At 63.9% G+C, this 25,063-nt stretch carries 17 protein-coding genes and 2 pseudogenes; 18 read left to right on the top strand and 1 reads right to left on the bottom strand.

All coding sequences use genetic code 11. The features are described from left to right. The 5 genes and pseudogenes from AC1DBQ_RS11415 to AC1DBQ_RS11395 all read left to right on the top strand — a co-directional run. Positions 1–179: pseudogene (locus AC1DBQ_RS11415) on the top strand (3-isopropylmalate dehydratase small subunit); the annotation flags it as partial. Between the two features lie 268 nt (positions 180–447). Beyond that, positions 448–1,770, top strand: a pseudogene (gene murA / locus AC1DBQ_RS11410) (UDP-N-acetylglucosamine 1-carboxyvinyltransferase); the annotation flags it as partial. Between the two features lie 13 nt (positions 1,771–1,783). After that, on the top strand, positions 1,784–2,530 hold the full coding sequence (locus AC1DBQ_RS11405) for a lysophospholipid acyltransferase family protein (RefSeq protein ID WP_476928607.1): 747 nt from the start codon (positions 1,784–1,786) through the stop codon (positions 2,528–2,530). Continuing rightward, on the top strand, positions 2,527–3,609 hold the full coding sequence (locus AC1DBQ_RS11400; protein ID WP_476928606.1) for an NAD(P)H-dependent glycerol-3-phosphate dehydrogenase: 1,083 nt from the start codon (positions 2,527–2,529) through the stop codon (positions 3,607–3,609). The genes AC1DBQ_RS11405 and AC1DBQ_RS11400 overlap by 4 nt, the downstream gene beginning before the upstream one ends. Positions 3,610–3,626: 17 nt before the next feature. Next, positions 3,627–4,757, top strand: coding sequence for a D-alanine--D-alanine ligase family protein (locus tag AC1DBQ_RS11395; RefSeq protein WP_476928609.1), 1,131 nt, complete (start codon positions 3,627–3,629; stop codon positions 4,755–4,757). Positions 4,758–4,890: 133 nt separating this feature from the next. Here the strand turns inward: AC1DBQ_RS11395 and AC1DBQ_RS11390 are convergent, their stop codons facing one another. Further along, positions 4,891–5,391, bottom strand: coding sequence for a DUF3515 family protein (locus AC1DBQ_RS11390; protein WP_476928605.1), 501 nt, complete (start codon positions 5,389–5,391; stop codon positions 4,891–4,893). Positions 5,392–5,623: 232 nt separating this feature from the next. On the opposite strand from AC1DBQ_RS11390, the gene AC1DBQ_RS11385 reads away from it, so the two are divergent. From AC1DBQ_RS11385 to AC1DBQ_RS11325, 13 genes are all read left to right on the top strand, one after another. Beyond that, positions 5,624–6,265: a hypothetical protein gene (locus AC1DBQ_RS11385; RefSeq protein ID WP_476928604.1), complete on the top strand. Its 642-nt coding sequence runs from the start codon at positions 5,624–5,626 to the stop codon at positions 6,263–6,265. Between the two features lie 23 nt (positions 6,266–6,288). After that, on the top strand, positions 6,289–7,530 hold the full coding sequence (locus tag AC1DBQ_RS11380) for a glycosyltransferase family 4 protein (protein WP_476928608.1): 1,242 nt from the start codon (positions 6,289–6,291) through the stop codon (positions 7,528–7,530). Then, complete coding sequence (locus AC1DBQ_RS11375) at positions 7,527–9,263, top strand: glycosyltransferase family 4 protein (RefSeq protein WP_476928603.1); 1,737 nt, start codon at positions 7,527–7,529, stop codon at positions 9,261–9,263. The genes AC1DBQ_RS11380 and AC1DBQ_RS11375 overlap by 4 nt, the downstream gene beginning before the upstream one ends. Then, entirely contained in the window at positions 9,260–10,171 is a 912-nt protein-coding gene (locus AC1DBQ_RS11370) for an ABC transporter permease (RefSeq protein WP_476928602.1), read from the top strand. The genes AC1DBQ_RS11375 and AC1DBQ_RS11370 overlap by 4 nt, the downstream gene beginning before the upstream one ends. Then, on the top strand, positions 10,158–11,048 hold the full coding sequence (locus tag AC1DBQ_RS11365; protein ID WP_476928601.1) for an ABC transporter ATP-binding protein: 891 nt from the start codon (positions 10,158–10,160) through the stop codon (positions 11,046–11,048). The genes AC1DBQ_RS11370 and AC1DBQ_RS11365 overlap by 14 nt, the downstream gene beginning before the upstream one ends. A 3-nt stretch (positions 11,049–11,051) precedes the next feature. After that, positions 11,052–12,974 carry a glycosyltransferase family protein gene (locus AC1DBQ_RS11360; protein WP_476928600.1) on the top strand — a complete coding sequence of 641 codons (1,923 nt, stop codon included), beginning with the start codon at positions 11,052–11,054 and terminating at the stop codon, positions 12,972–12,974. Between the two features lie 7 nt (positions 12,975–12,981). After that, a complete protein-coding gene (wecC, locus tag AC1DBQ_RS11355) occupies positions 12,982–14,292 on the top strand; it encodes a UDP-N-acetyl-D-mannosamine dehydrogenase (protein ID WP_476928599.1) in 1,311 nt (436 codons plus the stop codon). Between the two features lie 13 nt (positions 14,293–14,305). Further along, positions 14,306–15,121, top strand: coding sequence for a hypothetical protein (locus AC1DBQ_RS11350; protein WP_476928598.1), 816 nt, complete (start codon positions 14,306–14,308; stop codon positions 15,119–15,121). 4 nt (positions 15,122–15,125) lie between these two features. Further along, on the top strand, positions 15,126–17,042 hold the full coding sequence (locus AC1DBQ_RS11345; protein ID WP_476928597.1) for a glycosyltransferase family 2 protein: 1,917 nt from the start codon (positions 15,126–15,128) through the stop codon (positions 17,040–17,042). Positions 17,043–17,054: 12 nt separating this feature from the next. After that, positions 17,055–19,349 (top strand): glycosyltransferase family 2 protein, encoded by a 2,295-nt coding sequence (locus AC1DBQ_RS11340; RefSeq protein ID WP_476928596.1) that lies wholly within the window; start codon positions 17,055–17,057, stop codon positions 19,347–19,349. After that, the gene (locus AC1DBQ_RS11335; RefSeq protein WP_476928595.1) at positions 19,346–20,257 is read left to right on the top strand and encodes a hypothetical protein; all 912 of its coding nucleotides are present in this window, start codon (positions 19,346–19,348) and stop codon (positions 20,255–20,257) included. The genes AC1DBQ_RS11340 and AC1DBQ_RS11335 overlap by 4 nt, the downstream gene beginning before the upstream one ends. A gap of 660 nt (positions 20,258–20,917) precedes the next feature. After that, positions 20,918–23,071: a glycosyltransferase family 2 protein gene (locus AC1DBQ_RS11330; RefSeq protein ID WP_476928594.1), complete on the top strand. Its 2,154-nt coding sequence runs from the start codon at positions 20,918–20,920 to the stop codon at positions 23,069–23,071. Positions 23,072–23,760: 689 nt separating this feature from the next. Then, positions 23,761–24,840 carry a glycosyltransferase family 4 protein gene (locus tag AC1DBQ_RS11325; RefSeq protein WP_476928593.1) on the top strand — a complete coding sequence of 360 codons (1,080 nt, stop codon included), beginning with the start codon at positions 23,761–23,763 and terminating at the stop codon, positions 24,838–24,840. The last annotated feature ends 223 nt before the right edge of the window (positions 24,841–25,063 follow it).

Genomic DNA, 25,063 nt, shown 5'->3' with positions numbered 1-25,063 from the left:
AGACCGTGCAGTGCGGCAACATCGTGKCGCCGTTCGAGATTGACGACTACACGCGCTGGCGCCTTCTGGAAGGCCTGGACGATATCGGGCTGACTCTCCAGCACGAAGAAGACATCACCGCGTACGAGGCCACCCGGCCCTCCTTCAAGCCCAAGACGCTGCCCGCCCGGTTGTCMTAGGACCCCGGGGCAGTGCCCMCGGCTCCGGGCCCCGAACTTCGGGACKCCGCCGGCCGCTGAGCCCGGTGATGATGTGCCGCCGTCGAGTCGTAAGACTCGACGGCGGCATTCGTGTTCGTTCGTGTTTGTCGGGGCTGGACATCCGCACACACACCCGCCACGCGCCCCGCCGAAGGGCTCCGTATTTCGGATCGGTAACGGATACTCCTATGCTTAGCTGGAGMCTTTGTAAGGATTTGGGGGCGAGTAGTCGTGAGGAAACCGGTATATGAGTAGTGTTCTKACAATCCGCGKAGGCGTCCCGCTAACTGGCCGCGTCACCGTTCGCGGGGCCAAGAATCTTGTCCCCAAAGCCATGGTGGCTGCCCTTCTGGGCAATGAACCATCGGTGTTGCGCAACGTCCCCGAAATCAAGGACGTCGAGGTTGTCACGAGCCTGCTTCAACTCCATGGCGTCAGGGTTGATAAGGACCCCGTCACCGGTGATCTGACGCTTGACCCGAAGGGTGCCAAGACCGCCTCCAGCACGGCGATCGACGCCCACGCCGGCGATTCGCGCATCCCGATCCTGCTGTGCGGGCCGCTGATCCACGCCATCGGCGAGGCCTTCATCCCGGACCTGGGCGGCTGTAAGATCGGCGACCGTCCGATCGACTACCACTTGAATGTCCTGCGCCAGTTCGGTGCCGTGGTGGAGAAGCGCCCCGGCGGCATCCACATTTCCGCCCCGAACGGCCTCAAGGGCGCCAAAATTGCCCTGCCGTACCCGTCCGTCGGCGCCACCGAGCAGGTCCTGCTGAGCGCCACGCGCGCCGAGGGCATCACCGAACTCTCCGGAGCGGCCACCGAGCCGGAAATCGTTGACCTCATCGCTGTGCTGCAGAAAATGGGCGCGATCATCAGCGTCCAGACGGACCGGACCATCCGCATCGAAGGCGTCCAGGACCTCGGCGGCTACAACCACCGCGCCCTCTCCGACCGCAACGAATCGGCCTCCTGGGCTTCCGCGGCCCTGGTCACCCGCGGCGACATCTTTGTTGAAGGCGCCACACAGCGCGACATGATGACGTTCCTGAACACCTACCGCAAGGTCGGCGGCGGCATGGACATCKGCGACGACGGCATCCGCTTCTACCACCGCGGCGGCAAGCTCAACCCGCTGGTCCTCGAAACGGACGTGCACCCGGGCTTCATGACCGACTGGCAGCAGCCCCTCATCGTCGCCCTGACCCAGGCCGAGGGCGTCTCGATCGTGCACGAGACCGTGTATGAGAACCGTTTCGGCTTCACCGAGGCCCTCATCCGCATGGGCGCCAACATCCAGGTGCACCGCGAGTGCCTCGGCAGCGTGCCGTGCCGCTTCGGCCAGCGCAACTTCCTGCACTCCGCCGTGATCTCCGGACCGGCGCAGCTCAAGGGCACCGACATCGACGTGCCGGACCTGCGCGGCGGGTTCAGCCACCTGATCKCCGCACTGGCCGCCACCGGCACCTCCCGCGTCACAGGCATTGACATCATCAACCGCGGCTACGAGCGCTTCACCGAGAAGCTCGCGGGCCTCGGCGCCGATTTCGACATCACGTCGGCCAAGTAKCGGGGGCCCTGTGAAGGAAACGGCCAAGAGCCACGCCACATTCGTGACAGTCGCCGGGCTCGTCCGGCCCGTGATGAATCTGCTGATGCGCAAGAAGTGGGAAGGCCTGGAAAAGCTGCCCGCCGGGGGCTTCATCGCCGCCCCCAACCACTGCACCGAGATCGACCCGCTGGTAGTGGGGCACATGCTCTACAACCAGAAGCGGATGCCGCACTTCCTCGCCAAAGCCAGCCTCTTCAAGGTTCCGGTGCTGGGGGCGATCCTGCGGTCCACCAAGCAGATCCCGGTGGAACGCACGACGGCGGGAGCGAACCGCTCGCTGCAACTCGCCAAGGAGATCGTGGACGAGGGCGGGGCGATCATCATCTACCCGGAAGGGACCCTGACCCGGGACCCTGACCTGTGGCCGATGAAGGGCCACACCGGCGCCGCGCGCATGGCGCTGGAGAGTGGCATCCCCGTGGTGCCCATGGCCCATTGGGGTGCCCAAGAGGTCCTGCCCCGCTACGCCAAGCGTTTGTACCTCTTCCCGCGCAAGACTTCCCGCCTGGTAGTCGGGGATCCCGTGGACCTAAGCGCCTTCGAAGGCCGCCCGCTGGACCGGGCGACGCTCACTGCCGCCACGAACGTCATTATGAACGCAATAACCGGCCTCCTGGCCGGACTGCGCGGCGAACAGCCGCCAGCGGAGCGCTGGGACCCGGCAGCGCACAACCAGCCCACCCACGGCCGCATTGACCCGGACGTCACCACATGACCGCGGAATCAGTGACGGCGGACCTTCCGGCACCGGCCTTCCGCGAAACAGATTCCGCCACCACCGTGGCCGTCCTGGGGGCAGGCTCGTGGGGGACCACCTTCGCCAAAGTGGTCGCCGACGCGGCGACCGCCTCCGGGGTCGAGCGCAGGATCCGTCTCTGGGGCCGGCGGCCCGAAGTCGTGGACCAGATCAATGCCCTGCACCGCAATGAGCAGTATCTGAACGGTGTCGCGTTGCCGTCCAGCATTACGGCCTCCACGGACGTCGCCGAGGTCCTGGCCGGCGCGGAACTGGTGATCCTGGCCGTTCCGGCGCAGACCCTGCGCCCGCAGCTGCGGGCCTGGAAGAAGCACCTGGCGCCGGGCGCCGTCGTCGTATCCCTCATGAAGGGCCTCGAGCTCCACACCGACGCCCGCATGAGCGAGGTCATCTGCGCGGAGCTGGACCTGCCCGCCAACCGCGTCGCCGTGGTTTCCGGGCCCAACCTGGCCATGGAGATCGCCCGGGACGAGCCGACTGCGTCCGTTGTGGCCTGCACGGATCCGATCACGGCAGGCTGGATCGCCCGCAGCTGCACCGCGCCMTACTTCCGCCCGTACACCACCACTGATGTGGTCGGCGTCGAAATCGGCGGAATCGTCAAGAACATCATTGCCCTGGCCGTGGGAATCTGCGAAGGCAAGAAAATGGGGGACAACACCAAGGCCTCGGTGATCACCCGCGGCCTGGCGGAGACCTCCCGGCTGACGCTTGCCCTGGGCGGCGAGGCCCGGACCATGGCCGGGCTCGCCGGCCTGGGCGATCTCGTGGCCACCTGCTCCTCCCCGCTGTCCCGAAACCACACCGCCGGCCGGCTGCTCGGCAAGGGACTGACGCTCGATCAGGTCACGGCCGAGATGAAGCAGACCKCGGAAGGCATCAAGTCMAGCCAGGCGGTCCACGAACTTGCCGGAAAGCTCGGCGTCGACATGCCGATCACGGCAGCCGTCGTCGCCGTCCTGGCCGGAAAACTGTCCGTAGACGAACTGGGTCCGCTGCTGCTGTCCCGGGACCTGAAACCCGAAGGCGATTACTGAGAGTGTCAGAGAACAACATGACCACAGATGCCCGCACGGGCCAGTCCAAACCCCGCGTCGCGGTCCTCTTCGGCGGCCGCTCCAGCGAGCACGCCGTCAGCTGCGTGACAGCCGCCGGCGTCCTCGGTGCGATCGACAAGGACAAGTACGACGTCATCCCCATCGGGATCGCCAAGACCGGCCAGTGGGTTTTGGCTTCCGCCGACACCAACGAATGGTCGCTCTCGGCGACGTCGCTGCCTGAAGTAGCGCCGTCGACGCAGACCGTGGCGCTGGCCGAGATCGGCGGCGAGCACCAGCTGATCGTCGCCTCCCCGAACGCGGTTCCGCAGGAACTCGGCGCCGTCGACGTCGTTTTCCCGCTCCTGCACGGGCCGTTCGGAGAGGACGGGACCATCCAAGGCCTCCTGGAACTGTCCGACACCCGCTACGTGGGCGCCGGCGTGCTGGCGTCAGCCGTCGGCATGGACAAGCACTTCATGAAGGTGGTCTTTGAGTCGGCCGGACTGCATGTGGGCCCGTACATCGCCGTGACCGACCGGCAGTGGCTCACGGATCCCGAGACCGTCCGCAAACGCGTGGACCAGCTCGGCTTCCCCGTGTTCGTCAAGCCGGCCCGGGCGGGGTCCTCCATGGGCATCTCCAAGGTGGATTCGCTCGAGGGTCTGGACGCCGCGATCGCGGCTGCCCGCGAGCACGACCCCAAACTGGTAATCGAGGCCGGCATCACGGGCCGCGAGATTGAATGCGCCGTGCTGGAAGGCCGGGGGACCGATGCTCCCCGGACGTCCATGCCGGGCGAGATTTCAGTGGCGGGCGGCGGACACGAGTTCTATGACTTCAACGCCAAATACGTGGACGACGCCGCCGCGCTCAGCTGCCCGGCCGACCTCCCCGACGAGGCAATCGCCCGGGTCCGGGAACTGGCCGCTGTCGCCTTCGATGCCGTCGGCGCCGAGGGACTGAGCCGGGTGGACTTCTTCTACACGCCTGAGGGCGAGCTCATCATCAATGAGATCAACACGATGCCCGGGTTCACGCCCAAAAGCATGTACCCGCAGATGTGGAAGGCCAYTGGCCTGGGCTATGCGGAACTGATCGACGAGCTGATCTACCTCGCACTGCACCGCAAGACGGGGCTGCGCTAGTCCCCACCKGCACCCTAACCTCGCTCCGCTTCGGCCAGGGAACCCTGCCGGCGTGGGCCCAGCACCTGCACCCTAACCTCGCTCCGCTTCGGCCAGGGAACCCTGCCGGCGTGGGCCCAGCACCTGATCCGGCCTACTTGCTGGTCGGCAGGTTCTGCAGGTCCTCTTGGCCGACGCAATTCCGGGTTGCCTTAATCTTCAGCGCCGCGGGGGAGAGATCCGCCAGCACGGTAGCCGAGCTGATCTTGTCCGGATCCATGAGTATCTCCGTGGCCGGTTCGCGGCCGAACGTCGTCAGCGTCCACACCGGGTTGCCTTCTTTGATGACCCAATCGACGCCGTTGACGCTCACGCAGCGGTCCGTCGTGGGACCCGGAACGTTGACACCGCAGCGCAGGATCACCAAGGACGGGTCTCCCCAGGCCGCCGTCGCCTGGGCATTGGTCTTGCGCAACTTGGCGTCGCCAATGGCGTCGGGAAGGGCCAGCATCATCGGTGCGCAGGCCGCGTTCGCGGCGTCCTTCGCGGGCGTGACGTCGACTACCGGCGAGCAGGACGTCAACGCCAGGCCAGCTGCGGCAGCCRCCACAAGAAGGCGAAGGCGCGCGGAAACAGGGCGGCTGAACGGGAGCATTTATCCAGCTTAACCCGCCCCGCGTGGCGCTCCTGCCACACTTTAGGGTCGGCGGGTAGCATCTCTTTGAACAGCCTGACTCTAGCCTTCGAGTAGACTGGGACCTCGTGCACCTCTGGGGCTCTGCCGACAATGACGTTAGTGTTGGCCGCATAACGCACACCTKATTCAATCTCGCACTGTGGGGGAGGGACTGTCGATGACGTCGTGCAGCCGAAAGAAAACTATACGAATGGGGCTGGGAGCATTGCTCCTGGCCGCCTCAGTCGCGGGCACGGCGTCAGCCGCAAACGCCGATGACCTGGTGGTCCCGAGCCCCTTGGCTCCGGCGGTCTCGCCCTCCCAGACGCCCGCCGACCCGGGACCGACAGCCCCGGCGACGGATCCGGCGCCCGTCACGCCGACCGAACCCGTGATCGTGCCGACGCCCGTGGAAACTCCTGCCCCGCCCGTTGTGACACCGGCTCCGCCGGCGGAAACCGTGCCGGCACCGGTAGTCCCGCCCGTCGTACCTGTCGTGCCCGTCKAGCCGCCGGCTGTGCCMCTCGAAACGCCCGCTCCCGTGGTGGAAACCCCGGCTGTCGTTGCACCCGTTGCCCCGGCTCCCGTCGTTGAAGAAACCCCGTCGGAGACGCCGACCCCCACGCCCACCCCCACGGCCGCGCCGTCGACGGCCCCCGCCGTCATCGCGACGCCGACCGACCCTCCCGTCATGGTGAAGTCAGAGGTCCAGGCTGCAGTGGCCGTTGCCACCGGTAGCCCCTTGGCTGTTCAGGCCATCACCGTGCTTGTCCTGCTGGGCCTGGGCTTTGTCTACTTCAGGTTCATCAGCTCGAAAAAAGCCACTGGTCTTCCGCGCACCCGTAAGTCCTGACACCCATGCAAGATCAAGTCTTGATGGAGTCGAGTGCGGCCAAAACCACGAGTGACGGACTGCAGATCACGCTGATCACCCACTCCTACTGGCCCGAACAGAGTCCGCCACAGCGGCGCTGGACGGCCATGATCAAGGAGTTTTCCCACTCGGGCTGGAACGTCGACGTCGTAACGCCGGTGGCGCACTACCCCTTCGGCAGGCGGGCCCTCCCGCGCTGGATGGCTGGCAGGCCGTTCCGGCTGCGCAACGGCCAGTTCACCGAGAAAATTCTTCACGTTCCGTACCTGCGCCACGGCAACTCCCGTGCCGCACGGCTGCTGGATCAGTGCTATTCGGCTTTCTTGTCAGTCCCGGCCGGAATGATGGTCCGCAAGCCCGACGTCGTCATTGTCACGGCCCCCGGGCTGCCGTCACTTGCGGCCGGCTACGCCCTGGCCAGAATGCGCCGGGTCCCGCTGATCGTGGAAATGCGGGATGCCTGGCCGGACCTGGCCCGTGACGCCCGTCTGGTCCAAGGCAGCGTCAAGAGCGTTGTGGAACATGTGGTGGACTTTGTCCAGCACCGGGCGGACCTCGTGGTCACCGTCACGGAGGGCTTCGCCGCCACGCTGCGGTCGCGCGGGGTCCGCAATGTGGCCACCGTCAGCAACGGCGTGCACCTGGACGCCATCCCCGTCGTCGGACCGCCTGAACCCGACCGGGACGTCTTCGAGGCCCTGTACCTGGGGAACCACGGCGAGAGCCAGAAGCTCGACGTCGCGATCCGCGCGAGCGCCCTCGTGGGGGATTCCATGCACCTGCACATGGTGGGCCACGGAACGCAGAGGCCTGCGCTGGAGAAGCTGGCACGTGAGCTGAAGGCTCCGGTCACCTTCCACCCGCCCCTGACCGGTGACGACATGCTGGAACGCTACTCATCGGCTGACACCTGCATCGTCTCCCTGCGGGACGACTGGAAGTCCTTCGAAACCACTGTGCCGTCCAAGACCTATGAGGTCCTGGCCATCGGCMGGCATATCACGGCCGTGGTGCGTGGAGAAGCGGCCAGAATCGTCTCTGACGCCGAGGCCGGCGACATCGTGGCCAGTGATCCGGAAGAGCTGGCGGCACTGTGGCGCGAACTGGCGGCCGACCGCGGCCGCCTGGTCCGCAACGGCGACAGCCGCCAGTGGGTCAAAGCGAACGCCGAGTACGGGCAACTCGCCGGCCGCTACATGGATCTCATCACCGAACTGCTCGCGGAAACCCGCAATAACCGATGATGCAGCTCCTCAACAACGTCAGGCTGGCCCAGAGCGTCGTCAGGCAGCACCTGACCGACGATCCTGTCATCCTGTTCCTGCAGCTTTCGCGCAGGATGCCCTCGGCCGTGCTTCCGGTCGCGAAGCGTCTGTGCCAACTGGCCCCGAAAGACTCCACCTCCGCGGTGGTGCTGTTCGCGGCACTCGCCGCCGGAGACGGCTCCGACGTCGAACGCCGGCTGCGCATCGCCGCCGGCGGCAATGTCAAAGGTGAGCGCGCGCGGCGGCTGGCCGACGTCGCCCTCGCCGCCAACCTGCCGGAGGTGTCGGATGTCTTGCTGGCCAAGGCAGGCACGGCGCAGCATGCAAAGCAGGCCCGGGCACGGCGGCTCTGGTACGACGGCGCCGTCAGCGAAGCTGTGGTGGCGCTCGACGGCGCGGGAGCGGCGGGCTTGCGGCAACGGGCGCGCCTGGCGGCTGAGGCGGCAATTCTGGCGGACGCATCGCCGTCGCTGGAGCGCCGGKACTACGCCCCGGTTCCCGGCCGGATCCTTCATCTTCTGACAAATTCCCTGCCGCACACGGCCAGCGGTTATGCCCAGCGCTCCCACTCCACGCTGCTGGCGCAGCAGGCGGCCGGTTGGGAAGTGCTGGCGGTCACCCGGCTGGGCTATCCCGTGCAGGTGGGGAAGCTCCTGGCCAAAGCCGCAGACACCGTGGACGGCGTCCGGTACCACCGGCTCCTGCCCGCGACGATGGCTCAGACCATTGACGCCCGGCTGCAGCAGCAGGCGGAGCAACTGCTCGCCGTGGCACTGGACTTCAAACCGAGCGTCCTGCACACCACCACGCACTACGTCAACGGACTGGTAGTGCGTGCCGTGGCCCGGGCCCTCGGCATTCCCTGGGTCTACGAGGTCCGCGGCCAGCTGGCCGACACGTGGGCCTCCACCCGCGGCCCCGAGGCCCGGAACAGCGAGAGATACCGGCTGTTTCAGAACCGGGAAACGGCCGTCATGCAGGACGCTGACCTGGTGCTGACCCTCGGGACAGCCATGAAGGCGAACATCGTCGCCGCCGGGATTCCGGAGAGCAAGGTCCTGATTGCCCCTAACGCTGTTGGCGGTGATTTTCTCTCCGAGCCGCAGGAGAAAGCCAGCGCCCGGCGCGAGCTCGGTCTTKCAGAAGGCGGGCAATTCATTGGCACAGTCAGCAGCTTGGTACCCTATGAAGGGATTGAGGACCTTCTGGCCGCGTTTGTGCTACTCGCGGGGGACCTGCCTCAGCTCCGTCTCCTGATAGTCGGCGACGGTTCTTCCCTGCCAGCGCTGCAGATCCAGGCGCAGCGAAGCGGCTACGCCGATCGCATCATCTTCACAGGCCGCGTGCCCCGGAGCCAGACGGCCCTGTACCATCAAGCGCTGGATGTATTCGTTGTCCCGCGCAAGGACTTGGAGGTGACGCGATCCGTGACACCCCTCAAACCCGTGGAAGCCATGGCCTCTGCACGGCCCGTAGTGGCCAGCGACCTGCYGGCACTGGCGGAAATCGTCGAAGACCGAGTGACCGGCTTTCTGGCGGCGGCGGGGKATCCTGCCTCCTTCGCCATGGCTATCCGGGAATTGCTTTCGGACCCGGAGCTTGCAGCAAAGTTCGGAGCTGCCGGCCGGGAACGCGTGTTGCAGGAAAGAACATGGGCCGCCAACGCGGTTGCCCTGGCACGAGAGTTGGAAATGCTGGGAGTAACTAGATGAGCATCCAAGAAAAAACGGAAGCGGAACAAACCGAAGCCGCGCAGACGGAGGCACCCGCCACCGTCTCGGTGCCCGTGAACCTTGCCCGGCTGAGCAAGGTKGGGCAGCGACCCGATTTCCTGGACTATCTGGTCCAGTTGTGGGACCGCCGGAGTTTCATCCTGTTCGATGCCCGCGCCAGGGTGCAGAGCGGCCACKACAAAAACAACCTGGGTACCGCATGGCTCGTCTTGACCCCGTTGTTGAGCGGTCTTAGCTACTATCTGATCTTTGGCGTATTCCTGAGCACCAGCAAGGGCATTGAAAACTTCATCGGCTACCTGATCATCGGCGTCTTTACGTTCCAGATGAGCACGCGGTCCATCCTGGGTGGGGCCAAGTCGCTCACCAGTAACAAGTCCATGATCCGGGCCTTCCAGTTTCCCCGGGCGGCCCTGCCCCTGGCGCTCAACGTGCGGGAACTCATCTCCAACATTCCCGTGACGATCGTCATGCTGCTCTTCGTGATCTTCACGGCACCGGCCGAGGAAATCACGTGGCGGTGGTTCCTGATCATTCCGGCGATCCTGCTGCAATTCCTGTTCAACCTGGGGATCGGCATGATGCTGGCACCGTTGATCATGAAGGTCCCGGATCTCAGCATGCTGCTCACATTTGTGGTTCGATTCCTGATGTATGCCTCGGCGGTCTTCTTTGCCGAGGAGCGCTTTGGCAAGTACCCGGTGATGCGCACCATCATGGATTTCAACCCGGTTTTCCAGGTCATCAAGGTCATCCGTGACACGGTTCTTTACGACACCACACCGTCCTGGCGGGCCTGGGCAGTTTTGGGGCTGTGGGCACTGGGATCGGTCGCCGTGGGACTCTTTGTCTTCTGGCGCGGGGAGGAGAGCTATGGACGTGTTTGAGGCATCGGGCGGCCCCATCCTGGAGCCAACAGTGGTCGTGGATGACATTTCGGTCGTCTATCGGACCAAGAACCATACTCCCGGGCGGACCAATGCCCGGACCTCCATGTTGAAGAGCCTGAGGAACCGCCGTCTCGGCGACACAGCGGTAAAGACCACGGCTTTGAGCAAGATTTCATTCGTGGCCAATCAAGGTGACTCCATTGGCGTCATTGGCCGCAACGGTTCAGGCAAGAGCACACTCATGAAGGTTCTGGCCGGGCTGATCATCCCCGACTCCGGCACCGTCTACGCCGCGAGCAACCCCATCCTGCTGGGCGTCAACGCCGCACTGATCAGCTCCATCTCGKGCGCCCAGAACATCCGGCTCGGCTGCCTGGCCATGGGCATGAGCCACGCCCAAATCGATGCCAAGTTCGATGACATCGTGGAGATGTCCGGGCTGGAGCACGAGGTCTACCACCCGATGAATTCCTATTCCTCGGGCATGGGCGCGCGCCTCCGCTTTGCCATTGCGGCTGCGGTGGACCCCGAAATCCTGCTCATCGACGAGGCCCTGAACACCGGCGATGCCCAATTCAAGGAACGTTMCAAGCAACGGATGGAGACGGTCACGAACCAGGCGGGGACGGTGTTTGTGGTCAGCCACAGCCTCGGGACCATTACGGGCATGTGCAACCGCGCCATCTGGATCGACAAGGGCGACTTCATCATGGACGGAACCCCGGACGRAGTCGCCAAGGAATACCGGAACTTCATCTGGCGCATGAATGAGGGCAATGCCGACTACGGCCGCCAAATCCGTGCTGAGCTGATGGCGAGCCTGCCCGAAATGCGTACCACCCTGCTTCCCAACGGCTGGAAGCGGTCCAGGTAGCCAATGAGTTTTCGAGACAAGACGGCGTATTGGCGCCGCGCGCTGTGGCACGCCCGCCAAGGCGGCATGGGACAGGTCAAGAGCTACCTGCACCKCAGCACCGCCGAACGCGATGAGGCCAGCCTTTCCGGTGTCCGCGGGGCGGAAGGGKCCTGGCGCGGCTTGGGACGCGGCCGGCACCTGATCTTTTGTGAAGCCGAGGTTGGCGTTGCTGAGCCAAGGAATCCCCAGCTGCGCGTGGGCATCATCATGGATGATTTCTCCGCTGCTGCGTTCTCCGCCGAGTKGACGGTCGTGGCGCTTAGGCCGGACAGCTGGGAAGAGCAGCTGCGTGACGAGGCCCTGGACTTCGTCGTCGTCGAATMCGCCTGGGCCGGCAACGCCGGACTCTGGCGGGGAAAAATCACAAGCCCCGCAGGGCCTTCGCCGGTCTTCCGCGACCTCGTTGAGGGTTGCCGGGCGGGCGGACTTCCGGCGGTCTTCTGGAACAAGGAAGACCCGCCCCACTACGAGGACTTCCTGCCTGCTGCGAAACTCTTCGACCACGTCTTCACCACTGACTCCAACATGCTTCCCCGCTACCGCGAGGACCTGGGCCACAACCGGATTTCCGTGCTGCCGTTCGCGGCGCAGCCGCGGATCCACAACCCGGCCCGGCCCCGGCACGGCTGGCACGCACGGGAGATCGCCTTCGCTGGAATGTACTTTGCGCATAAGTACGAGGACCGCCGTCGGCAGATGGAGTACTTGCTGGGAGCGGCCGTCGATGCGACGGCGGCCAAGCGCCCCGGCTTTGAGATCTTTTCCMGGCAGCTCGGCCGGCAGCCGCAGTATCAGTTCCCCGGGATCCTGAAGAAGCATGTTGTGGGCTCCCTGTCCTACAAACAGATGCTGACCGCCTACAAGGCGTACAAAGTATTCCTCAACGTCAATTCCGTCACGGACTCGCCGTCCATGTGCGCGCGGCGGATTTTTGAGATCACCGCGGCCGGATCCTGCGTGGTCTCAACCCCCAGCGCTGCCATCACGKAATTCTTCCCGGGCAATGAAATCCCCACGGCCKCCACGCGCGAAGATGCCGCACACCTGCTGAAGGCACTGACCGCCAACCCGGACTATGCCCAGCGCCTGGTCCACAAGGCCCAGCGCAGGATCTGGGCCGAGCACACCTTCAGCCACCGGGCACAGAGCATCGCGGCCGCGGCCCGGCCCGAGCTGGCCGCCCAGGGCCCCCGCGCCCAGGTGTCAGTCCTCGTGTCGAGCTTCCGGCCGCAGCAGCTGGAGCATGTCATCGCAGGGGTGGCCGCCCAGCAGGGCGTGGACGTCCAGCTGGTGTTCCTCGCCCAYGGGTTTGAGATCAACGAATCCGCGTTCCGGCGCAAATGCCTKGAAGCGGGGATACTCGACGTCGTGGTTCTTCAGGAACCGCAACAGACCATGCTCGGTGAGTGCCTCAATTCCCTCGTGGCGAAGGCCGACGGCCGGTTCGCCACCAAATGGGACGACGACGACCTGTACAGCCCGCTGTACCTGGGCGACCAGGTCCACGCCATGATGTACTCCGAAGCCGAAGTTGTGGGTAAGCGGGCGCACTACATGCACCTGGCCGGGGCGGGGGMTACCATCCTGCGCAACMCGCAACTGGAACACCGCTACGTCGAAGCAGTCTYCGGACCGACCATCTTCGCCGCCACGGACACCTTCAGGCGTTTTCCGTTCCAGCCCGTGCCACGCGGAGAGGACTCGCGCTTCCTGAGCGACGTCATCGAGGCCGGCGCACGGATCTACTCGGCAGACCGCTTCAATTACTGCCAGATGCGCGGCGCCGACGTGGCCTCCCACACCTGGCCCATTACCAATGAAGAGCTCCTGGCTACTTCAAAAATTCAGTTCTTCGGTTCGCCCGAAGACCACATTTTAGTTTAGGGAAGACATGGACGAGACGATTTTTGATGTTGCCGTCATCGGGCTCGGCYACATCGGCCTGCCCACCGCGGCCAGCTTCGCCGCCAAAGGCAAGCTCGTGGCCGGCGTCGACGTGAAGCAGTCCACCATCGACGCCGTCAACCGTGGCGAGGTTCCCTTCGTGGAACCCGACATGGGCGTGGTGGTCTCGGGCGCGGTCAGCTTGGGCAACCTCGTGGCCATGACCACCGTGCCTGCGGCCGACGCCTACATTATTGCCGTGMCCACCCCGCTGGCTGAGGGCAACGGCGCCGATCTCTCCTACCTCCGCAGCGCGGTCGAGGCCCTCGCGCCGAAGCTCCGCGGTGGCGAATTGGTAGTCCTGGAATCGACGTCGCCTCCCGTCACCACCGAACGCCTGGGCGCCCACCTCATGGAACTGCGGCCCGACCTCTCACTCGACGCAGCTCCCGGAAAGAAACACGTCCACGTTGTGCACTCCCCGGAGCGCGTTCTGCCGGGCCGGATCATGATCGAAATCGTCACCAACGACCGCGTGATCGGCGGCCTCACCGAGGAAGGCGCCCAGCTGGCCAAGCKGCTGTACGAGGTCATCTGCCAAGGCGAAATCCTGCTGACGGATGCCACCACAGCAGAGATGACCAAGCTAGTGGAAAACACGTTCCGCGACGTCAACATCGCCTTCGCCAACGAGCTTTCGCTGATTTGCGACAGCCTCGGCATCGATGTCTGGAGGCTGATCGAGCTCGCGAACCACCACCCCCGCGTGAACGTTCTGCKCCCCGGCCCCGGCGTCGGCGGCCACTGCATCGCCGTCGACCCCTGGTTCATCGTGGACGCCGTCCCGGAGCACTCCGGACTGATCCGGACGGCGCGTGAAGTCAACGACTCCAAGCCCCACCACGTGGTCCGGCAGGCAGTTCAGGCACTGGCCGATCAGCCGGGCGCCACCGTAGCTGTCCTCGGACTGGCCTTCAAGGCCAACATCGACGACGTCCGTGAGTCGCCGTCGGTGACGATCGTCCAGGAACTGGTCCGGCAGCTGCCGGACAGCACCGTGCTGGTGGTCKACCCGAACGTCGAGGAACTCCCCGCTGCCCTGACAGCGTCCGGACTCGCGCGCCTCCACGGCATGGAGGAAGCTGTAGCCAAGGCAGATCTCGTGATGCTCCTGGTGGACCACGACGAATTCCTGACACTTGACTCCGTGGCCCTGGAGGGCAAGCAGGTCATTGACACCAAGGGCATCTGGAACCAGCAGGAGCCTGCGGATTCCAGCCGGCCGCACACCCMCGTGGGGGCAAGCGTAGGTGGATAGGGGAAGCCACGCAGTGACAGCGTCCATTGAAGAAGAGCTGCGCGAGGCCKGCTTTGCACTCAAGGCCCTGCACACGCCGCGGCGGGAGACTCCTCTTGTCCGGATCCTGATCCGGGCCGCGAAAGCTACGGAGCTRGAGATTGYCGGGACCGTCGCATCGCTATTCGGCTCGGCGTGCCAGGACTTCGCCGTGGACATACTCGTGGAAGACGGCGGCCGGCCCAAGCTCGAGGAATGGCTGGCCACGGACCGCCGCTTCGCCTTTGTCCGGACCGACGGACAGCGCATTGCCGAGTCCTCCTACACCCTGGTGCTCAGCGCCGGGACGGCCGTGGCCCTGCACTCGCTGGAGGCCATGATCGACACCCTGCGGCAGACGCAGGCCCTAGTCCTCAGGGCACTGGTGGACGGGCAGCCCGGTGCGATCGAACTCTGGCCGACGGCCACCCTGCGGGAGCTGTCCGGCTCCGGCGACCCCGAGCAATCTGCGCGCAGCGCCGGCGGCGAGCGATGGGTCTCCGGCAGTGCCCTGGGCCTGCACGACTTCCGTCGGCCCAAGCCCAAACTCCACCTGCGCAAAGGCGCTGCCGCCACTCTTGACCTGAATATMGTGGTCCGGGACCTGGCTGACAGCGCCACGCGCCACGACTATGAGCAGCAGATCCGGCAGCTCGAGGCGCGGCTTAAGAAGTCCGAGATCGAACGCCGCCGACTGGAGCAGGGCCTTGCCCCGAACCGGGGCCTCTCCCGTGCCCGCGCAATTGCCCGCAAGGGCCCGGCCTACATCCTGGGCCGGCTGAAGGCCCGCACCGGCCGGGCCGGGGGCTAGGGGCATGCAGATCAAGAGCGTCCTGGTCAGCTCCACGGACCACTCAATGGCTGAGCTGGCACTGGACCTTGGACTCGACTACGCCCGCACGGACTGGGAACACCGTGATCCCCGGACCGGGGCCGGCTGGCAGCACGCCGTCCCCGCGGACCAACTCTGGTGGGCCACCTACGTTGTGCAGGCGGAGTCGCTGGCCGAGGCCCGGGCACTGCTTCCCCTGTTCCGTAGCGAGGGACGGGCGCAACGGTTTGTGCTGGTGATCCGCGGACTCTTCCCGGCCGCCGATCTCCCGGTCTGGACCCCGCGCAGCCTCCAGATCAAGGCCRGCGCAACCGCACTCACCGTGCCCGGGCTTGGCTTCGCCGTCGTGGTTGAAGGCGGCAAATGGGTGAACGTGCATGCTGCCGCCCTGGCCGCATTGGGCTGCTGTGCCCCTGCTGCGCCGCGGCCGGTGCTGGGCGGACTGCGGGTGGGCATCACGGAGCCCGCGGCCAGCGCCTGGCTCGCCGGGGACGCCCTGGGCAGCTTCATGACGGAGCAGCTCCTGCAGCCTGAGCCGGATGACATCTATTCCGTCGACGTGCTGGTCGGGCCTGCCGAACTCACGGAGCAGCTGAGCGGGCAGACAGCGGACAACCCCGGACGCGTCACCCCGCCGGTCTGGACACCGCCTGGGACCGTACTGCCCCCGGTCGATACCGCCGTCGTTTCGCCCATGGGATTCCTGCCCTACGCCGATAATCCGGCGCGCGCACTCGAACCGGGCGAGCTCGGCCACGGGGGAGAGCTGAGCGAAGCCGGCCTCGMGGAATTGCGCCCCCACAAGTACCTTCAGKTGGACGGCACCCGCTTTGGCGGCCTGGACTGGCAGTTGGCACGGCGCCTCAGCCAGCTCGCCGTCGCCGGCGTGCCGCTGCTGGCACGAGACTTGGCTGCGCCGGTACGTTCCCTGCTCGGCGATCAGCTGGTGAACTGTATCCAGGCATTCGACGCCGGCGACCCGACGGTGCTGCGGGAATCGAAGTCGATCGAACTGCGACGCACGGCACTGGACCTCTACAGCCCTAAGGCCGTCTGGAACACCCTGCTGGGCCAGCTCGGCAAGCCCCTGCTTCCCTTGCCGTCCGTGAGCGTGGTCCTGGCCACCCGCCGGCCCGAGAAGCTGGCCGCCGCACTGGGACAGCTGGCGCGCCAGAGCTGGGAAGCCCTGGAAGTGGTGGTGGTGCTGCACGGCTTCGACGCCGACCTGCCCGAGGTCCGGCGCGCCGTCGAGGCCTATCCCGGCGAGCTGCAGCTGCGCTCCGTTCCGGCCGAGATGATTTTTGGCGAGGTGCTGAACACCGGAGTCCGCGCCGCCAGCGGCGATCTGGTCTGCAAGATGGACGACGACGACTGGTACGGCCGGCACCACCTGCGGGATCTCGTCCACGCAAAAGACTTCAGCGGCGCCACCCTGGTGGGGGCACAAGTTGAATTCGTCTATCTGGAAAGCCTGGACATCACCACCCGCCGGCCGCCGCTCGGGGAGCAGTACTCGGACCACGTTGCCGGCGGCACCATGATGCTCGGCCGGGACGAGCTGCGGCAACTGGGCGGATGGCGGCCCGTCCACCGCGCCGTCGACCGCTGCCTCCTGCAGGCCGTTCAGGCCGCCRGGGGACTGGTCTACCGCTCCCACGGCCAGAACTACATGATGCAACGCCACTCCGGCGCGGATTCACACGGTGGCCACACCTGKAATCCGGACGACAGCATCTTCCTGCAGAGCGTGGCCGAACAATGGGACGGTTTCGTCCMGCCGCCGCAGATMGGCGCCCTTCCGGGCCCTTCGGCAGGAGCGCGGCTCGATGCCATGCGCAGCCACTTCGCCCGGGTGCCCGTTCCTTCCCCTTCCGCTTACACCACCAAACCGCACGTTTAGGATGCTCAGCGAATGAAACTTCAACAAGCTCTCCGCAGAATTGCGCGCCTGTCCCCGAAGAAGAAAGCGGCCGCCGCTTGCTTCGCTGTCCTCTTCGCCCTGGTTGTTGCGGCTGCCTACRCACGCAACGCGTGGCTCCTGGGGCTGGTGGTGGTGTTCTTCGCAGCCGCGCTGGCGGTCGGTGCGCTGTACGTGGACCGGCTTCTCAGGGCGTCCCGGCAGGCAACCAAACGCGCCATCGCCGCACGGGCCAAGCTGGCCGCGACTCCGCCGGCCCCGCGCCCCGGGGCTCTCGTCGAATGGGGMGCCCGCTCCCGGATCCCGGAGGCACGTCTTGCCCAGCGTTTGACCAAGCTGCACTCCGTTGATGGCCGCGACGTGCTGGTGAGCGCGACAACCATGGGCCGGTGGGGCTGGCGGGACATGTCGGTTGCCCTGGAAATGTACCGGATCGGGGGGAAAAGCCGGCGCAGCGTGGAGCCCGTCCTGGACAAGGCACCGCGCTCAGCACTCCTGCATCTGGCCGACCTGTGCTTCCGGCAGAACATTCTCCAGGACGACATCCTGAACGCTGCCACGCTGTACAAATACGCCTACCAGCGGCTCGGCGCAAAGCCGTTCGGCAAAAAGCGCCGCGGGGAGTTCTTCCTCGACGCCTTGGCCCGGACCGGTMAGGGCGGGGAAGTCATCAGGCTTCAAGGTCTCTACAAGGCCGACGAACTGAACGGCAACGACCTCCACCTCTACCGTGCCAACGCTGCCAACCCGTTCAAAGACAGTTCAGCCGACGCCGAGCGCTGGCTCGCCGAGATCAACGACATCTACGTGCGGGCAGGGCTTTCCCGGCTTTCCCTCGCCGAAGGGTCCGCCCCGGCATTTCTCCGGCTGAAGGCAGAGGTGCCTACCCCGGTGACGGACGGCCCGCTCGTCAGCATCGTCATGCCCGTCTACAAGCCGGACGAGTACACGGATCTCGCGATTCAGTCGGCCCTGGATCAGAGCTACCGGAACATCGAAATCATCATCGTTGACGACGGTTCCGGCGGGGACGCCGCGGAACGGCTGAACAAGTGGCTGACCGTGGACGCACGCATTAAAGTGGTGCTCAACGAGCCCAACGCCGGTGCGTACACGTCGCGCAACATCGGCTACACCATGGCTCAGGGCGAATTCATCACGATCTTCGACGGTGACGACTGGCAGCACCCGCAGAAGATCGAGCGACTGGTCCGGGGTGCCCGGCAGCAAAGCGACGGAAGGCTTGTTTCCGCTCCCTGGACGCGCGCGGACGAAGACCTCTTCTTCCACTACCGGGGATGGCGCGGAGCCTTCATCACCCMGGCCCACGTTTCTACCATGTTCCACACCGCCACCATCCGGGAGCACCTKGGTCACTGGGATTCCGTCCGGAAGGCTGCGGACACGGAGTTCATCCTCCGCTACATGGCCCTCGTCAATGACAGCGAGCCCCTGGAAGTCTGCGAGGCTCCCTTGACGCTGTCCCTCGTCGGATCCTCGAACCTTTCCATGGAGKATTTCCGCCTCGGGTACAGGTCGCCCGACCGGGTGTCCTACCGCGACTCCTACGAGCACTGGCACAAGAAGATCCAGGCCGGCGAGCACACGGGCTACTTGGACTTCCCGCTTGCCGAACGTGCGTTCCCTGCACCTGCACGGTTCCTGCCGTCCGGCACGAATCAGCAGGACGTGGAACTTGATATCCTGCTTGTCGGCGATTTCGGCGCCGACTCCTTGGTGGCCGAGCTGATGCTGGAGCATCTGGCAGTTGCGGCCGCGAAGGGACAGAGGATTGGCCTGATGCACTATCCGAGCCTGCTTCACACGAGTTCCATCKACTCATCGTATTCAAACGAGCTCATGGAAGCCTTCCACGAAGGGCGTCTTATCCGGGTCGAAGCGACGGACCGCGTGCGGTCCGCGCAAGTCAACGTCTACGATCCCACCGCATTCCAGTACAGCCGCGAGCTGCGCAGCGGTCACACAGCAGACGCTGTGTCCGTGTGGACGGATGAGCCGCCCTACAACTGGGAAACGGATGAACACAAATACGAGGTCGGGACAGTTGAACGCAACCTTTTGTCCGTGTTCGGCGGCCCTGTACGGTGGTATCCGCTCAACGAACGGACCTTCCGGGTTATCGCCGAGTCCGGGCACGGACAAAAGTCCGTCGGTGACCACGTAGCGCAGCCGGAAATTCTAACCATTCCCGATACCCCGGCGGAGGAAGCTCCGCTTGCACTGACAGGCTCCAACGTGGGCGCCTTCGAAACAGGAGAGACTCTGTGAATTTGCAAGAAACAACCACCGGCACGGCCTGGGACGAGCGGAACGCTGTAGAGATCCGCCGAATCGACTCGGCCAGCGAGATCGACCACAAGGCGTCGCAGCATTACGAGTACGTTGTGCCGTCCCMTTCCGGCGGACCCTTGGATATTGTTACCCTGTACGCTCCCAGGCCGTCCAAGACGCTGATTGTGAGCTTCCACGGCTCGCTGGTGCGGTCCAAGTTCCAGCTCCCGCGCTTTGAATGGCGCCGGACGCTCGGCAACCYGGACGCCGGCGTCCTTCTGATTGCTGACACCACCCTTGAACTGGGGGAGAAGATTCCCCTMGGGTGGTACATCGGCACAAAGGAGCAGGACCTTGCCGATGACATCGCTGCTGTTGTCCAGCAGGTGGCGGTCGACGGCGGCTACGAGCACATTGTTCTGGCCGGGTMCAGCGGTGGCGGGTATGCGGCTATGGCTATTTMGCGCCGCATACCGGGGTCGCTTGCTGTTAGTTTCTCGCCTCAGACTCGCGTGGGTGACTACATTCCTTGGGTTGCCAAAGTGTTCGTGAATGCAGCATTCCCTGGCTACGACACGATTGATGCCGTAGAAGCGGACTTTGCGGAGCGAGTCAACCTTCGCCGGCTCTATGCCGAGCCGGAAATCCCCAACTTCGTGCGCTATGTCCAAAACTCCAATGACCTCGATCACATCGAGGAACACTACGCGCCGTTCGCCCAAGTACGGTCCACTGATCCTGAAACGGGCGGGATTGACCCATCGGGACGGCTCCGTTTCGTGCTGGAGCCGATGTCCAAAGGCCACGAGCCGCCCGCGCGGCACCGTTTCCTGCGGAATATCCAGGAGGCACACCAGGAGTTCTTCGGGTCTCGGCTGGGTGAAGCAAAGGTGGACGGCGAATGAAACTTTCTMCTGTCATCTGATCGGAGATCAAGGGCTTGGACGCGGCGCGGCCAAGCGGGGGAGTCCATACCTGACGGTGTCGAAAATCGGTCATGGCGAGCGTGCTAGGGTCTTTGACAGTGATAAGTATGGGGAACATCCCGATTAGCATGCGGATTTGCATTTTGGCGGAGCGCTAGATACGGCGAAATCTACTATGACGAGGGATTACAGATTGACTGGCGATAATAAATGCCTCCACAGCTTTGAAATAAAACTTCTTGTGCCGAGAAATTCTCTATCGATTGGGATTCAGGCCCTAGCCGATGTGGATGCGGACAAGCAATTCATGCTCACGTTGGAGAATGTCTCGGCTGGCTCCGAAGTCCTGKATCCTCGGGACATGAACTGGAACTACTCGAAGGCGTTACAACGGACTTTTGCCTATGTTCCAGCCATGAAGGCAGGGACCGTGACAAAAATCCCCCGCCTCCTCGCCAGCGAGACACCTTTTGATTCCATGCGGATCGGCGTCCGGGTTTGGCACGCGGAAATGGCCCCCGAGCAAATACCKACAGTCATTGGCAGACTTTGGTATTCCCAACTCGACCTGCCGAGCGTGACTGCCGCCCCCGGTCCGGTTCACAGCGTAGTTCGCACGAGTCCACTAGGGAGTTTCAATTGAGCAAGCGTGCGACTGTATCCGTCATTGTGAATGCCGTGACCTCAGGCGCCGATCGGATATGGCTGTCGGCCAAGACAATCGGCGCTGCATTGAGCGGGGTAGACCACGAAATTATCCTGCTGGTCGACGGCGAGCGTGCCGACGACATCGAGTTGGATTTGCGGTCCAGACCGTCGATCGGGATGCAGGTCATCGGATGCGATCCCGAGGACAGTGCAGGCCTTCAGTTAAACGCGGGCGTCGCAATTTCGACGGGCGAGGTGATTCTTGCGCTCGATGATTGCATGATGTTTAGTCCGGATGGTCTGAAGGACGCCATCGAGTCTGTCCGGTCTGCAGCGGCCAGTATGGTCATCATCCCCGGGAGGGACCTTCCGCCTCGTCTCGCTACGGCGGCGTTGACGGACACTCTGGAATGGTCCGACGCGGCACGTGTGCCCGTGAGTCGTTCCGTCTGGGCTCCGGGAAGCCCGGTGCTCGTTGATCGGGACTCACTGCTGCGGCTTCGTGGATTCGACGAGAAACAGAAGAAAGCCGCTCGTGCCTTCTGCGACCTCAAGCTGCGCATGAAACGCATGGGAGTGATCTTCGATCAGCGCTCTGCCGAGGGAATTCGTTGCTTTGTGGCTCCGGCCGTGGAGGACTCTGACGCTGCGGCCGCCCGTGCCGATTCAGCCGGTGACATTGCCGAGCGGCTCAACCGGCTTGAGCAGGACGAAACCTACATCCGCAACGTGACCAGTTGGAAGAACCGCCCGGCAGACGCCCCGCCCCTGGTTACCGTTGCAATTGCGACCTACAACCGGGCCGACTACCTGCGGGACAGCATTAACTMAGTGCTGGCGCAGACAGTAGAAGATTTCGAACTCATCGTCGTTGATGATGGATCCACTGACGCTACCCGGCTTGTAGTCGAATCATTCGACGATGAGCGCGTCAAATATGTCTACCAGGAGAACCGCGGGATCGCCGCCGCCAGAAACACGGTGGCGGACATTTCACGAGGCACCTTCACCGCCGTCCACGACGACGACGACATTATGTTGCCTTGGCGACTCGAAGTGAGCCTTTCCGGCATCAAGGCCGGCGTTCAAGCCAGYTACGGTTCCTGGGTCAACTTCGACGACATCACCGGCGAGATGGTCCTCCACGTCATCAGGGAACAGTTCTGCATGCCCGTGTCATTGGTCACCGGCCAAACCCCGGGCCACGCAACGTGGCTCGTGGAGACCCGCCTTATCCGGCAGTTCCGATACAACGAGACMATCTCCAGCGCCGTGGACCACAATTTGGCGTTGCGCATGATGAGGTCAGGGGTGTCCTGGGTACACACGGGAAAGGTGCTCTTCCTGCGTCGCATGCACCCGACACAGGTGAGTAACTCAGACGGCACACGGCAGAAGTACGCGGCCGAGCTTTCCCGATTCATGCTGCAGTTCGCCGGTTCCGATGACGACATCGCCGCACTGAAGGAAGAAAGCAAAGCAATCCTTTGGCCCAAGATTGCGGAGAAGGGCAAGCTCKAGGAGAGTTTCGGAAAGTACCTGCCAGACCACTTGGCAGTTCGTTCGCTTCACGTTCAGGGCAATGTAGCCAACAAGGCCAGCCGCCTGCAGAAGCTCAAGAGCACCAGCTTCATCCTCTGCGAGGAAGATGAAACCGGAAAGATCGTCGGCGAATACGCCGACTTCCTGAACGTGACGCTGGAGGACCTCGCTGCCATGCAGAAGCTGGGCGTTAKCGGGCGATTGGAGGGCGAACTTAAYCCTTCAATGGAGCTCCMGAGGGAGGCGCCGGMGGAAATCCTGGACCGGGCCCTTCGCAGTCGGCTCCAAGGGCTGACCGGACTCATGGCCAGGCCKGGCCGAAYCCCTGCAGCTATCGTTTGGACGAATACAGATGCCGCCGACGCTCCGACTGGCTTGGAGCAAGAGRCAGACCTCAAGCGGCAAATCACCCTCTCCATCAGTCAAGATGACCGATTCGCCTTCACCGTGTATGTCTTCGAAGACGAGCCGAAGGCACTTGAGGCCTTTGCGCGTKCGGTGGAAGGCCGGAGCGAGGCCGATCTGGCGCTCTACCGGCGCGGTAGCGACGGATTGGATTCGGAAGTAGCGGAATTGCGCATTCAGGAATTGGTGAATCGATAATGAAGGTGTCTTGGATCAACGACAAATCCGGACGTGCCGGGCTCGTGGCTMACGATCTCGAATACTTGKACGCCTTTCCGGTTGTCTCGGAATTCTGGATGGATGCCTCGCCGGCATCAAACTGGGGCGATAGGGTAGCGGTTGCCACGACTTTGGTTTTCGGCTCGCACATGGGTGGACGGTTCCACGCACCCTTCGCAATGTCGTCAGACGTAGCGGCTGCCATCAGCCGTTTCTCCGGCAACGGACAGATAGTTCCGACCAACGTGTCCTCTGGTGCTGGAACGCTTACGTKGCGCGGAGGACTCGAGCTGGCGCTTGAAACKGACGCGGTCATTGGGTCGGAGCGGATCAACTCGCTGGATGCAACCCGGAGAATCGGCCTGAACGTCGTCCGTTCCGACATTGCGACCGGCAGGCTGTTTACGTTCGACCGTCTGACGCTGTCCAGCAATGCCTGGCTTCACGCGGGACAGCGTGCCGGGAATGAGCAACTCTATCCATTCCTTGCCGTTGCCGTCCTRTTCGCTGCTKACCTCCAAGTTTCCACACTTGTGTGCCCGGCGGACGCTGAATTTTCTGATCAACAGCTGGCGTCTCTCGTTGATCTCCTCGGATCGGTCGGCTTGGGTCTGGAGTTTGACCGCTCCGAACCGGGCCACTGACATCTTGACCGTAGAGGAGACTTCGTGAGAATTCTGTTACCGGCCTATACGGTTGCCGAATGGGGTGGGCTCCACGAATACGTTGTTGGGGCTGCGGCAACGCTTCTTKAGCGCGGCCACGACGTGACGCTGGTCGTGCGGGACGGGCTCGTTGCTGAGAAGGGCGAGGAAKTCGGAGCCCAAGTGATTCGTGTTGACTGGGCAGACTGGACCGCAGTTGCTGAAGAGGTCCGCAACGGTCCCCGCTATGACATGGTATTCGCGCAGMCGTTCGAGTCGCGGAAATTTGCCCTGTTCGTGAACGAGGTCATGAAGACCAAAGTCGTCGCCATGTTCCATGGCTTTCACCATGACTTTGTCTACACATGGCAGCACCTGGTTGACGGTTTTCTGGTGACCACGGAGCAGATCGGTGATCTTCTGGTGGACCTGTGCAGAATCGAACCGGAGCGCGTCCATGTTGCTCCCAACGGCGTGGACATGGATCGATTCGAATATCCTCTCCTGGGTCTCGACKAGAAGATCGTGAACGGACACGGTTCCATCGTTATGGCGTCAAGAATCGACAAGGATAAACGCAGCCAAGTTCGAGCTCTGAAGCTTCTGATTAGCGGCCTCTTCCACCAGGCTCGAAACATCCATTGGGACATTGAGATTCTGGGAGACGGTCCCGAGCGGAACAGAGTTGATCGCGAGCTGGCAAACTATATTGTTGACTACCCGAACGTCTCTGTCGTCATGCGCGGCTGGGTGCCTGCTGACGATGTCCCGCGCCTGATGAATAAGGCAGTCTTTAGCGTMTCAGCCGGAAGAGGCGCAATGCAGAGCCTGGCAGTGGGCACTCCGTGTCTGGCCGCCGGGGCAAGAGGTATCGCCGGGCTCCAGGTTGGACCCAACCTTGATGTAGGCGTCTGGTCCAACTTTGCCGACTACCCGATCGTCGGTTGCAAGATTGTCGATCTGGAAACCGACTTGGAACGGATACTGATTCCCGAGGCGTACGCGGATGCGCAGGTCGAGGGCCGCTCCAGGATACTTGCGGATCGAAGCCAACAAAACGCTGCAGCGATGATGGTCAATGCGCTGACGGTATTTGCTTCCTGACAGCAGCACGGGATTTACCCCTTCATGCTTACGGGGACCCGAAGAGGCTTAGGTGGGTTGACAAAGGTCAAACCGGCTCTTCACGGTTCATGGGGAAGCGAATCCCGGATGAGTGTCATGCCGCCGTCCGGACGGCACTTCTCATGAGAATAATCGATTTGTAATTGGCCGGGTTCCGGTATCCGCGGGCAGTGCGTTTGATGTGCTTGATGCCGGTGTTGTT

Source organism: Arthrobacter sp. 10T413_2, assembly GCF_056394205.1.
Note: the sequence above shows the minus strand (reverse complement) of the source record. Positions and strands in the feature narration are given on the sequence as shown.